The organism is Mesorhizobium sp. WSM4816 (assembly GCF_055811535.1).
The window spans coordinates 56,455-69,416 of sequence record NZ_JBVVQR010000015.1; the positions used below are offsets into that span (position 1 = coordinate 56,455).

Genomic DNA, 12,962 nt, shown 5'->3' on the forward strand with positions numbered 1-12,962 from the left:
GATTGGAACGAACTCGGAGTGCGACGTGAAGCAAGCCATGCAATCGATCGAGGGGGCACTATCCCGATGGAACCGCAAAGAGGCCGAGGCTATCCACGGGATGCCGTTCAATGACCTGCTCTTCCTGGCTCAGACAATCCACCGCCAGAACTTCGATCGCAACCGGGTGCAGCTGTCGCGGCTGCTCAGCATCAAGACCGGCGGATGCCCGGAGGATTGCGGCTATTGCAGCCAGTCTACGCATTACGAAACCGGCCTGAGGGCGTCCAAGCTGATGGAGGTGGAGCGTGTCATTGCCGAAGCGATCAAGGCGCGGGACGCCGGCGCCACCCGCTATTGCATGGGCGCCGCATGGCGCAGTCCGAAGGAACGCGACATGGGCTCCGTGGTCGCCATGATCGAGGGCGTGAAGGCGCTCGGCATGGAGACGTGCATGACGCTCGGAATGCTGGACCTCAGTCAGGCGCAGCGCCTGAAGGCGGCCGGTCTCGACTACTACAACCACAACATCGACACGTCCGAGCGCTATTACGGCGAGGTTGTTTCAACCAGGACCTTTGCCGACCGGCTGGAAACACTTGGGCACGTGCGCGAGGTTGGCATGAAGGTCTGCTGCGGCGGCATTGTCGGGATGGGAGAGGAAAAGGCCGATCGCATCGACATGCTGGTCACACTGGCGAACCTGCCCGAGCCGCCGGAAAGCGTGCCGATCAACATGCTCATCCCCATCGAAGGCACGCCGCTTGCCGAGGCCGAGCCCATCGATCCGATCGATTTCGTCCGCACCATTGCGCTCGCCCGCATCATGATGCCGAAGTCCTATGTAAGGCTCTCCGCCGGCAGGACGGCGATGAGCGACGAAACGCAGGCGCTGTGCTTCTTTGCCGGCGCCAATTCGATCTTTGTCGGCGACATGCTGCTGACGGCGGACAATCCCGGCGAGGACAAGGATAATCGTCTATTCAGGCGTCTCGGCATTGAGCCGATGCCACGCGAGGCAAGATGAACGAGCCGCCGCTTGCCCGCTATGAAGCAACCTTGCAGGGTCTGGCACGCAAGGGCCGGCTGCGGACACTGGCGCCGCGCGCCGGGCTCGACTTCTCGTCCAACGATTATCTCGGGCTTGCTGCCTCGAAGAGACTTGGCGATGCAGTCGCGGCGGCAATCGAGGGGGGCACCCCGGTCGGCGCTACCGGATCGCGGCTCCTGCGCGGCAACGCGCCGGAGCATGAGGCATTGGAGGCAGATGCGGCGGCGTTCTTCGGGGCCGAGCGGGCGCTGTTCTTCGGCAGCGGCTACATCGCCAACTTCGCCCTGCTGAGCGCCCTGCCGCGAAAGGGTGACCTGCTGATCCTCGACGAACTCGCGCATGCCAGCATGCATGAAGGGGCGCGGGCTGGACGCGCCGAGTTCAGGCCGGCCACGCACAACGACATAGATGCTTTTGAGGACGCGATCAGGCGCTGGCGCGCCGAAGGTGGCATGGGGCATATCTGGATCGCAGTCGAAGGCCTGTACAGCATGGATGGCGACTGCGCGCCGATGGAGAGCCTGGTCGCGCTTGCCGATCGGTACGAGGCATTCATAGTGGTCGACGAGGCGCATGCCACCGGCGTCTGGGGACCGGACGGCCGGGGGCTGGCCGCCGCTTTCGAGGGCCGCGACAACATTGTCGCGCTCCACACATGCGGCAAGGCGCTCGGCGCATCCGGCGCACTCGTCACTGGGCCGGGAGTGCTGTGCGACTATATTGTCAACCGCTGCCGGCCCTTTATCTACGCCACCGCGCCATCGCCGCTAATGGCGGTGGCGGCGCGCGAAGCGCTCGCAATCCTGGTCGACGAGCCGATGCGCCGCGTTCAGCTGCACGAGTACGTTGCCTTCGCGGGCCGCCAACTGGCCGAGCGCTGTGGCGTGGCGCGCAGCGGCTCGCAGATCCAGCCACTTGTCATTGGCGACGTCAGCCGCACCATGTTGATGGCGGCGGCATTGCAGGCCCGCGGCTTCGACATACGCGGCATTCGCCCGCCGACCGTGCCGGAGGGCACGTCGCGGCTGCGCATTTCGCTGACGCTGAATGTCGGCAAGCCTGACATTTCGGCCATGGTCGAGACGCTCGTCGAGGTGTTGGCCACGGCATGACCACGCGTATCGTCGTCACCGGAACAGACACCGGAATAGGCAAGACCGTGTTCTCGGCTGGGCTGGCCGGGCTGCTCGACGGCTTTTACTGGAAGCCGGTGCAATCTGGTCTCGATGAGGAGACCGACAGTGAGGCGGTTGAACGGCTCGCCGGCCTGCCGTCAGGGCGCGTGCTGCCGGAAGCTCACCGCTTGAAGAGCCCGCTGTCGCCGCATCGTTCAGCCGAAATCGACGGCGTCTCGATTGAGGCTGCCGATCTTGCATTTCCGGTCCTGCCGACACCGCTCGTCATCGAAGGCGCTGGCGGACTGATGGTGCCGATCAACCGACAGACAAGATTTATTGACATCTTCGCTGAATGGCGGCTGCCGGTCATTCTGTGCGCCCGCACCGAGCTCGGCACGATCAACCACACTCTGCTGTCGATCGAAGCCCTGCGGGCTCGCTCCATCCCGCTGATCGGCATCGCCTTCATCGGCGAAGAGGTAGCCGATACGCAAAGGACAATCACCGAATTCGGCGCGGTGCGTCAGCTCGGCAGGCTGCCACACCTCGTTCCGTTGACGCGCGAAACTCTGCGGAAGGCGATGTTTGCCGGCTTCGACCTCGCCAAGATTGCCGGAGGCGAATGATGTCGCGGTCGCCGGTCTGGCATCCATTCACCCAGCACGCGATCGAGCCGGCCATGCCGTCCGTTGTCCGCACGGAAGGGGTTTGGCTAGAGACGAATGACGGAAGGCATATCCTCGATGCAATCTCCTCCTGGTGGGTGGTCACCCACGGGCACCGCCATCCACGGATCATGGAAGCAATCCGGAATGCGACTGAGATGCTCGACCAGGTGATCTTCGCCGGTCTCACCCATCAGCCGGCAGAGCAATTAGCCTCGGCGCTGATCGAAATAGTGCCGGCAGGCCTCGACTGGGTCTTCTATTCCGACAGTGGATCCACGTCCGTCGAAGTCGCGCTGAAGATGGCGCTCGGCTATTACCGCAATATCGGCGCGCCGCGTTCGCGCATCGTCGTCATGGAACACAGCTATCATGGCGACACGATCGGCACGATGAGCGTCGGAGCCCGCGGCGTGTTCAACGCCGCCTACGAACCCCTGCTGTTCGAGGTCGACACCATTCCGTTTCCGGCCGCAGGGCGCGAGCAGGAAACGCTGGATAGATACGAGGCTTTCTCTCGCGACCGCCGCGCCGCCGCGCTGATCCTCGAGCCGCTGGTGCTCGGCGCCGGCGGCATGCTGATGTATCCGGCCTGGGTTCTGGCCGAATTGAAAAAGATCACTAAGGCCTCCGGCACGCTGCTGATCGCCGACGAGGTGATGACCGGCTGGGGGCGCACCGGAACCATGTTCGCCTGCGACCAGGCATCGATTTCTCCTGATATCCTGTGCACCTCGAAGGGCTTGACTGGCGGCGCAATCCCGCTGGCGGCCACGCTTGCCACCGACACCATCTTCCGGGCCCACTATTGCGAGGACCGGAAGAAGACCTTTTTCCACTCGAGTTCCTATACCGCCAATCCGATCGCTTGCGCGGCAGCATTTGCCAATATCGAGATCTGGCGGGACGAGCCGGTGGCCGAGCGGATTGCGGCCTTGAGTGCCGGGCTGGCCGTCGGGCTTCGACGCTTTCGCAACAATACCAAGTTCACAGATTGCCGGGCGACCGGCACGATCGCAGCTCTCGATCTGCGCGCCGGCTCAGCCGGCTATCTGGCCGAGATCGGGCCAAAACTGCGCGCCTTTTTTCTCGAACGCGGCCTGTTGGTGCGCCCGCTCGGCAATGTCCTTTATCTTCTGCCGCCCTACTGCATCACCGGCAACGAGCTGGACAGGCTCTATGATGCCATCGAGGAGGCCGGCGAACGCTTCGGTTCCCGGCCATGAAGAGATCGTCGACCATTCTCGGCTTGGGTCATGATGCGCCGTCGCGCAAGGTCGAGAATCCGGAAATCGAAATCCGTCTCGGGCTTGAGCCCGGCTGGATCGAGCAGCGGACCGGGATACGCTCGCGCTTCTGGGCAACGGACCAAGACACGCTGTCGGGTCTTGCCGCGCACGCCGGCGACATGGCGCTGGCGAATGCCGGCATCGACCGTGGCGACATCGGTCTTTTGCTGCTTGCCACCTCGACACCCGATCACCTTTTGCCGCCCAGCGCGCCGCTGGTCGCGCATCGGCTGGGGCTCAGCTGCGCCGGCGCGGTCGATCTGACCGGCGCCTGCGCCGGCTTCATCTATGCGCTGATGTTCGCCGACAGCTTCACCCGTCTGCACGGGAAGGCGAGCCTTGTCATCGCCGCCAACATCCTCAGCCGCCGCATCAATCCGGCGGAGCGCGCCAGTGCCGTGCTGTTTGCCGACGCCGCCGGCGCCGTGGTGATTGCCCCGTGCGATGACCCGGATCGGGGCATTCTCGGCGCCGCGTTGGCTTCGGACGGCTCGCGCTACGGGCTGATCCAGATTCCCGCCGGAGGAAGCAACACACCGTTCCACGGCGGCATGGACCTCGGGCAGACCCGCATGACGATCGCCAACGGCCGTGAAGTGTTCAGCAAGGCCGTGGACATGATGACGGCCTGCTCGCAGGACGCGCTCACTTCTGCCCGAATGCTGCCGCAAGACATTGATCGTTTCGTGCCGCATCAGGCCAATGCTCGGATTTTCGATGTGGTCGGGAGGAACCTCGGAATAGCGGATCAGGCAATCGTCAAGACGATCGCCGAGTACGGCAACTCTTCCGCCGCGACCATCCCGCTCTCGCTGTCGCTCGCCCATCGGACGCAGCCGTTTCGGGCGGGCGAAAAGATTCTCCTTGCCGCGGCGGGTGCCGGCCTCACCGGAGGCGCCCTCATCCTCGGAATTTAGCGGTACGACGGCCATGCACAGGATTTGTCACGAATGACACTAGCAAAACGGGCCCAATGCGAAAAAATAGTCGCCGGCAAGCTGCATGGGCACTGGTTTGATGACGCGAGATCGAAAACCCTGCAGACGATTTCTCGAGCAGGACGATCGGCAACGCTACTTTGCTGGGCGAGGAGTGGTTGGCGCCAGTCCAGGAGAGCGGAGGTATCCAACTCCTCATTGCGATGAAGTCATCCTCGATATGTCGGCCCTTATTGGTCAACATCGTAACAGCAGTAGTGGCAGCCGTGAATTGAATAACCGGCCCCCCGAAGGCATCAACCGTCATGCAGTCCGAAAAAAATGCTCATCTGCCTGTCTCAACAACGCTGGCTCCATTTCGGAACCCGGTGTTTCGCTCGATCTGGACGGCCACACAAATATCCAGCCTCGGGTGGCTCGTGCAAACGGTCGCCATCAGTTGGCTGATGGCCACGATTTCCGCTTCGGATCTGATGGTTGCACTCGTGCAGGCCGCATCCACGTTGCCGGTATTCTTCCTCTCAATCCTGGCCGGAGCCATTGCCGACAACTTCAGCCGCCGATGGGTAATGTTTGCGGGGCACTGCCTGATAGCATTGGCATCAACGACGCTGATGATTTCTGTGGGTCTGGGATTTGCCGGTCCCTGGCTAATTCTCGGATTAGGTTTCCTGGCCGGCTGCGGCTTTGCCTTGAATGATCCGGCCTGGCACGCTTCTGTCGGCGATATTCTTCATAAGCGCGACATCCCGGCTGCGGTGACGCTTATGTCCGTCGGATACAACATTGTGCGCAGCGTTGGTCCGGCTTTGGGGGGCGTGGTCTTGGCATTTCTTGGACCGCTGGCCGCTTTCGCGTTGGCAGCGCTGAGTGATCTGGCGCCGCTGACCGCAATATGGCGCACTAGATGGAATGTTCGCACGTCACCTCTCCCTCGTGAGCGCATGACGATGGCAATTCATGACGGAGTGCGCTTCACCGTAATGTCCCTGGAGATCAGGGCAGCGATTGCCCGTGCAACCTTTTTCGGGTTGGCAAGCATCTCCATCCTTGCGCTGCTCCCTTTAGTCGTCCGGGATCAGCTGAAAAGCGGCCCAATCGTCTACGGCATCCTGCTGGCGGGCTTCGGCATGGGTGCTTTCGTCGCGGGCATGAGCAATAGCTTTCTAAGGCGGATCACGTCTCAAAACAGGCTGGTATCGTTCGCCTCCGTTGCTTGTGCAGCATGTTGCCTTTCCCTTGCACTCACATCATCGGTCGCTGTAGCGGCCATTTCGCTGGCACTTGCTGGCGCGGGTTGGCTTATCACCTGGACGGGCATCGACGTGTCGGTGCAGCTGGCAAGCCCAAGGTGGGTCGTCGGCCGCACACTATCGATCTACTACGCCTTTAGCGCAGGCGGGATGGCGGCAGGCAGCTGGATATGGGGTACTGTCGCACAGAACTACTCCTTAGCCTGGGCTTTGCAGGGCGCCGCAGGCGCTCTGTTGCTGGTTGCAGCTGCGGGAGTACTGTTACCAGTCCGTCCATGGGAAGAAACGGATCAGGAAAGTTCGGATTTTCACGCGCCGGAGCTGGCACTCGAGTTGAAGCCCAGGAGTGGCCCCATAGTCGTCAAGGTCGAGTATCTTATATCCGAGGAGAATATCGAGACCTTTCTGGGCTACATGCGCGCAAGGCGCCATGTTCAGAGCCGTGCCGGTGCGCGAAACTGGACACTGCAGCGAAATCTTCAAAAGCCTTCGATTTGGACAGAGACATTCCGCACGCCAACCTGGATGGATTTTCTGCGGCTGAATCATCGGCTCACGGCAGCGGATAAGGAAATCGGCCAGCGTCTCCTGGCACTGCATGATGGAGAGCGTCCTCCGCACACAGTGCTGTCGATCGAACGAACGACTGAGGCAGCTCGTACCCGTGCCTCAACAATCTTTTCTCGTCCTCCCAGGTGACGTGATCACGAAAGCGATCGCATTCTGCCGCGCCAGTCGATTTCAAGCAGCGCGCAGGCCGCATCGCCAGTACGCGGAGCCTATGCGTCCGGCGCTCTCTCGCGAATACCCATGCCGCCGCGGGGCTCGAGGCCGGGGGCAGGAACAGTCCGTTCTGGGCCATCTTCGATGCGGCGCGCGACGGCAAGAAGGAGGGTATGGGTTTCGAGCGCTGGTAGTCGCCCTGCGCACAAGCCGATCAGCATCACGTTCGACGTGCGCTTCAGCAGCGCTGTGCGGCTCAGAGACTGGCAGAAGAGTATCTGACTCGTTAGCGGCTGGCGCTGGGCCAGCCGGAACCAGGCCTGTTCGAAGACGGCGCTGGCGCTCGACCTTTCGGCGCCGGACATGGAGTGAGGGTAGGCGAAACGGAGAACCAGTCGCCTTGACGCCCTTGCAGGACGCCATCTTAACCGCAAACGGCAAGCTTTTAGGGATCATTTCTGCGCCGTTGGGCGGCTTGCCGTTCCCGATGTTCGAACGCGTCGGTGAAGCTATCGAGTTCTTGGGGGGTCATCCCAAGCGCCCGCCCCTCCTCCCGCCATGACGCGACCGCCTTTTCGACTTCTGCGAGTATCGTCTTCGCTCGATCACTCCTGATCCGGAAATAAGCGATTACCGACATCAGTGCGTCGACAGTCGGTTCGGGCCCAGTTTCCTCGGATATCCAGGTTTTCAGCTCTCGCACGCGCTCAGGGAACGGGTTGATGTCGAATGCAGGCGCCAGGCGCCATTGCCCGTGATGCACATGGAGAAAGCCGTGATTGTGGAGGTGGTCCTCGACATTGGTGATAAGGATCGAGAACGCGATGCGCCGCCAAAGCTCTTCGATGTTGGCCGCTGGCTGCCGTGCTGACGAAGCACATCCACAAGTTCAGTATAGCTATGCTCGCCAACGTCCCCTGACTCTGCGCCGATCATCGTGGCGGCCGAGATATACATGAGTCGATTGCCGTTCGGAGTCCTATCGAAACGCCGTATGAGCGCGACAGGGGCGCCGTCGCTGTCGAGCAGACGTGTCTCAGCAGCATCCACGCCGGCTTTTCTGGCCAAATTCATAGCGAGCACTTCGCCTTTTGTGACAGATCGATCATCGGCAACGCTCGGAAACTTACCGATAGCGAGGCGTCCGTCATCGTCGACGACAGAGCATTTCGGACGAAGGCCCCCAAGGGACGTGCCACGTCCACGCAAATAGGCGAGATCCGTTGCCGTCTCGGTGTTCGTCTCGACGGCGTGCGTGGCTGCGAGAAGTTGACCGATTTCAATGAGCGGCGGCGTGGTGCGTCGACCCTCCTCGGTCGTTCTTTGGTAACGCCCTTCTTCGTCCTTCAACCGGAGCGCACCAATGCGGCTCATGTCGTCCACTGCCAAGAGGTAATCCTTCGCGTTCAGAGGCCGCGTTTCGGCGACATTTCCCGCCCGGCGCGCCTCTTGGCGACGCTTGGCCTGGTCGCGCTGGATTACACGCCGGCCCCATCCGTCCGGCTCCGTGTCCGCGATCGCGTTGTGGAACACGGATCCATCGCCGGTCTTTCGATGGAATTGAGGGCCAGTAACGAGTGGCAGACTGGGTTCGATCGAGAAGCCTTCCGCTGCTCTCAGCCAACCTGCATCATATTCAAAGGCAGCGCTCTCGCGCGCACCCTGCTGATCATAGCGCAACGTACCCAGTAGCATCGCTTCTTCGCCAATGTGAACAGCAATAGAACGTCTCATATTGCACCCGGTGGCTTCCGCACCCTTACCCTCTTGGGCAAACGTTCAGCGTCGAGGAGCAGGCCTTGCTCATCGCGATGCGCGTCGATGATCTGCGCCAAAGCCTCATCAAAGCCCAAAACGAAAAAGGTCATGGCGTAGGCCCCCATAGCGACGGTCGGGTCTCCTTTTTCGATCTTCAGATAGGTGCTCTTTGCGACACCCAGTCGTTCCGCCATCATCATCACGGTCAGGCTGCGCTTCTTACGGGCGACCGCAATGTCGGCGCCGAGCTTGCCAAGCGCCCTCTTGACTCTGGGAGGCAATGTATCTGTCACTGTTGAGCGCATCTTTGTCTCATAGAAACGACCTTAACTCTCTCTAGGGCGCTTATATAAGACCTAAGCCGTGATCTGTCGAGAGTTGGCCTGTTTGACCGAACAAGGCGGTGGCCCTGCACCACACTACTCTCGTGAGCATGCATCCATCCGATCCGCAATGGGCGCTAGGTGAGTCGCACGGGGGTGTGAACGATTGCGCCGCTGCAAAACGAAACGGGCCATCCTTGGCACGATCCAGTTGTGCGCTGCAGCGAGGCTCCCGCCTGACGTGTACCGAGCGGCGCCGCCGCATGCTGTCTCGACCCGAGCTTCACAGCAAACAGGTGCTGTCGGTATCGAACGAAAGTGTCATATATCGAACATACGAACCGTGTCCCAAAACGTCTGCTCGGTGCTCAGCTGACCCCCAAAAAGCAAAAAGAAAAGAGCGCGACGAAGTTGCGCCGGCCAATTTAAGTGTCAGCGCGGAGCTACCTCTTCAGGATGGCACGTCGCTTGCTGCTCCGCATCGAACGCCGACGGCCAACTCACAAATAACGGAGATGAATATTGGTTCAGAAATGCTGAATCCCCGATGTACTGAAAGAATGAGGAACGCTTGTGGGAAGCGCGGCAGGGCAACAGGCGATTTTGCCTTTTCTTGGATCCGGACGGAAGTCGAATCTCACCTCCTTCGGGCAGTTGATAGCCAACCACAGTTGTTTCTTCTATAAGTCGAACTGCTATAAAGAAATGTACAAGTATAACTTGACTTACTCACACCGGGACTACACAAGTCAACTTAGTATCGGGCATTCCTCAGGTACGAAAGAGGAGCGAGATGCACATGTTTTTGGTCCTGGGACAGGCCGCCGGTTCGCCCTTTGACGCGTCCGCCTTTTATTCTTTGAACTGGAGATCCAGAATGAACGTAAGCAGGCTTCTTCTCGGCTCAGTTGCGGCCCTGATCTCCGTTTCCGTCGCTCGCGCGACGGACGAAGTCTCCGCGCCGGGTCCGACCGAATATGTCAATATCTGCGACGTCTACGGTTCGGGCTACTTCCATATCCCCGACACCGAGACCTGCGTGCGCATCGGCGGCTACATCCGTTACGACGTCGGCCTCAGCGATGTCCGATCGTATGACGGGATAAGAACCTCCGATGTGAGAACTGGCGAGGCTCAGGGCACCTGGCGAAACAACACGCGTTTCACGTTCAAAACTTGGACGCGCCAGGAGACCGAACTAGGCGCACTGAAGACCTATACTGAGACTCGCGTGAACTTCGGCAACCACAACGCTTATCCGGGTCCGGAAAGCCCTCACAACTATAGCTTCAACAGCGGCGTCAAGTTGTCTTCCGCCTGGATCCAGCTTGGTGGCCTCCGAGTTGGCAAGGACGAGTCGGCCTTCGACACGTTTACAGGCTACGCCGGAAACGTACTCAATAACGTACTCGTTCCGTACGGCGACTTCGATACCAACGTGGCTCAGTATTACTTCGATGCCGATAATGGCTTTTCGGCTCTGGTTTCACTTGAACAAGGGTCGGGTGTAGTCGGTACTATCGACAGCTATGTTCCGCACGTCGTCTTCGGCGTGAAACAGACGCAGGGCTGGGGCGCGATCACCGGCGTAATGGCTCCTGACAGCGACTACGAAGCTTTGGCCGGCAAGCTCCGACTCGATGTCAATGTCACAGATGACCTGTCGCTATTCGGAATGTTCGGCTATGGCTCCATTGGCAATCTCAACGATGACCCAACCAACGCGCTCGCCGCTCACGGTCGCGGCTTCTACAAAATTTGGAGCGGCAACTGGGCTTTCTGGACGGGCGCCACTTACACGTTAAACGAGAAAACTTCGTTCAACCTTCAGGTCTCGGGTGATCAGCTCAGGAACTCCGGACTGGCTGCAAACGTCGCCTATATGGTCATTCCAGGTTTCACAGTCACAGCCGAAGTCGATTATGCCCATTACGCCAAGTTCGCTGCCGTCGACCGTTCCGGAACGAACCCGGCTCACGTCGGCAAAAGGAACAGCCTCGGCGGCGTGCTGCGATTCCAAAGCTCGTTCTAACGAAGCGAATCTGAATGTCGGAGGCCCGACTGGAGGCCTCGGTGTCTGGCTTTACGATGTTCAAGATGTGGTCCCGGACGATCATGCCCGGACATTGGTTGCCGGACTTCATAGCCTGATCAGCGAGGCTTCCATAGAGCGCTTAGCAATGCCACTGAATAACTCGTCCAAGACATGTCTCTCGGCCCCATCTGCATCCCTGTTGTGCTACCCTCATTGCGATGAGCGCTCGAGATCGAGAGCTTCGGAGGCACGGCAAGAACGGCTGAGAAATGCCTGGACGCTTCGTCCAAGCACTCGTCAAGTTTCCTCAGTGGTTCAGAATCATCTTCGGCGACCGTCATTGCAAAATTAGTTCGGTTCAGTAAGATTCTTGTTCTGTTTTGGGTCATCTTGAAGAACTACTCCGTGTCTGAGTCGCAGCGGACCGCCCAGAGGCGCGCAAGCCTTTGGTCCTGATCGAACGCGTGACAGCATAAGCTCGATCTTTAGTCCACGGTGGTGCAACCTTGCCTAGTTCTCCGGCGCGTGATTTGTCGCCGAGATATGGCGGATCGAGCCGGCGTCCTCAGCAGCACCGCAAATTGCGCGTGATTGCATCCATGTCGTGGATGTTCTTTATCGAAGCAATCGATTTCTCTGGCTGTCCGATGATGAATATGAAGCGTCACTTGGCGTGGTGGGCGCCATCGGAGTAGTTGCATGGAAGTTTGTCCAGTGTGGCCCGGGTGCCGAGGCGTTCGGTGAGGTCGACCATGTGATCAGCAATCGAACGGCAATCGGCGGTCGTGGAGACAATGAGCACGGATTCGGCCAATAGCTGGGACTATCTACCTGATAATAGCTGCTACAAACCGCATGTGGTCGGCGAGCACGGCCGCGCGCGGGAATGTCCTATGTCGGTCGACCTGAAGCCGCGATGGTGGCGTACCGAACTGTTCGGCCGCAAATTGCGACGATGTCGCCCACATCACAGCTGCGACTGCAGTTTCTCATGCCAGCGCTAAATTGAAGTGTTCAGTAGGAGCCAAAGCAATATGCACCGTCGTAATCTGATCAAAGGATTTGTTGCACTCGGCGCGTGTCCTATTTGCGCTGAAGCCGCGCGGGCGGCCAGCACCGAATGGGGATATGCCGGCCTGGTCGGACCCGAACAATGGGGGCATTTGGACAAGACAAATTTGGTCTGCTCGGCGGGCATGCAGCAATCGCCGGTCGATATCCGGGGCGCGGTCAAAGCGGATATTCCGCATATCGCCATAGGCTGGCACAAGGGCGGCGGCAGGATGGTGAACAACGGCCACACCATTCAGATCAACCTGCCGCAAGGCAGCACGCTCACTCTGGGGGATCGTGTCTATGAGCTGCTACAGTTCCATTTCCATGCGCCAAGCGAGCACCACGTTGCAGGCAAGAGTTTCCCGATTGAAGCGCATTTTGTCCATAAGGACCGCAACAGCGATACTCTGGGTGTGCTGGGCGTGTTTCTGACGCCAGGCGCGACAAATGCCAGTTTTGCCAGGCTTGCTGCAGCATTTCCGGCAACGTCAGGCGAAGAGGCAGCGGTCGACGACGTCGACCCGAACGGGCTTCTGCCGGCTTCGCTTGGCTACTGGACATATGAAGGATCTTTGACGACACCACCATGCACCGAAAACGTCGACTGGATGGTGGCGACGGAACCGGTTGAGGTCGACCCAGCAGACATCGAGCGATTTACCTCGCTATATCCCCGGAACGCGCGCCCTATCCGTTCACCCAATCGGCGCTTCATCCTGGGCTTCAGCTGAGGGTCCCTGAAGCCGCGAGGGGTCGAAGCATCGCGTGCGCGTT

9 protein-coding genes and 1 pseudogene are annotated in these 12,962 nt (G+C 60.0%); 8 read left to right on the forward strand and 2 right to left on the reverse strand.

The annotated features are described in order from the left end of the window. Positions 1-37: 37 nt before the first annotated feature. The 6 genes from bioB to AC0L3H_RS17640 all read left to right on the forward strand — a co-directional run bounded on the left by bioB (position 38) and on the right by AC0L3H_RS17640 (position 6,992). Positions 38-1,006, forward strand: a complete 969-nt coding sequence (gene bioB / locus AC0L3H_RS17615; protein WP_473492065.1) for a biotin synthase BioB — start codon at positions 38-40, stop codon at positions 1,004-1,006. Next, the gene (locus AC0L3H_RS17620; RefSeq protein ID WP_473491934.1) at positions 1,003-2,142 is read left to right on the forward strand and encodes an 8-amino-7-oxononanoate synthase; all 1,140 of its coding nucleotides are present in this window, start codon (positions 1,003-1,005) and stop codon (positions 2,140-2,142) included. The genes bioB and AC0L3H_RS17620 overlap by 4 nt, the downstream gene beginning before the upstream one ends. Then, positions 2,139-2,774, forward strand: a complete 636-nt coding sequence (gene bioD, locus AC0L3H_RS17625) for a dethiobiotin synthase (RefSeq protein WP_008874741.1) — start codon at positions 2,139-2,141, stop codon at positions 2,772-2,774. Before AC0L3H_RS17620 ends, bioD begins: the two co-directional genes overlap by 4 nt. After that, the gene (locus AC0L3H_RS17630) at positions 2,774-4,039 is read left to right on the forward strand and encodes an adenosylmethionine--8-amino-7-oxononanoate transaminase (protein WP_473586315.1); all 1,266 of its coding nucleotides are present in this window, start codon (positions 2,774-2,776) and stop codon (positions 4,037-4,039) included. The genes bioD and AC0L3H_RS17630 overlap by 1 nt, the downstream gene beginning before the upstream one ends. Further along, the gene (locus AC0L3H_RS17635; protein WP_473491937.1) at positions 4,036-5,019 is read left to right on the forward strand and encodes a beta-ketoacyl-ACP synthase III; all 984 of its coding nucleotides are present in this window, start codon (positions 4,036-4,038) and stop codon (positions 5,017-5,019) included. Before AC0L3H_RS17630 ends, AC0L3H_RS17635 begins: the two co-directional genes overlap by 4 nt. Before the next feature lie 326 nt (positions 5,020-5,345). Further along, entirely contained in the window at positions 5,346-6,992 is a 1,647-nt protein-coding gene (locus tag AC0L3H_RS17640) for an MFS transporter (protein ID WP_473586316.1), read from the forward strand. Positions 6,993-7,461: 469 nt separating this feature from the next. Here AC0L3H_RS17640 and AC0L3H_RS17645 read toward each other — a convergent pair. Together AC0L3H_RS17645 and AC0L3H_RS17650 are read right to left on the reverse strand one after the other, a co-directional pair. Next, positions 7,462-8,750: pseudogene (locus tag AC0L3H_RS17645) on the reverse strand (type II toxin-antitoxin system HipA family toxin). Beyond that, positions 8,747-9,079 (reverse strand): hypothetical protein, encoded by a 333-nt coding sequence (locus tag AC0L3H_RS17650; RefSeq protein WP_473491940.1) that lies wholly within the window; start codon positions 9,077-9,079, stop codon positions 8,747-8,749. The pseudogene AC0L3H_RS17645 and the gene AC0L3H_RS17650 overlap by 4 nt, the downstream one beginning before the upstream one ends. Before the next feature lie 895 nt (positions 9,080-9,974). On the opposite strand from AC0L3H_RS17650, the gene AC0L3H_RS17655 reads away from it, so the two are divergent. Both AC0L3H_RS17655 and AC0L3H_RS17660 read left to right on the forward strand, forming a co-directional pair. Further along, complete coding sequence (locus AC0L3H_RS17655) at positions 9,975-11,129, forward strand: porin (RefSeq protein WP_473586350.1); 1,155 nt, start codon at positions 9,975-9,977, stop codon at positions 11,127-11,129. Positions 11,130-12,166: 1,037 nt separating this feature from the next. Continuing rightward, a complete protein-coding gene (locus tag AC0L3H_RS17660) occupies positions 12,167-12,919 on the forward strand; it encodes a carbonic anhydrase (RefSeq protein WP_473491941.1) in 753 nt (250 codons plus the stop codon). Positions 12,920-12,962: the final 43 nt, after the last annotated feature.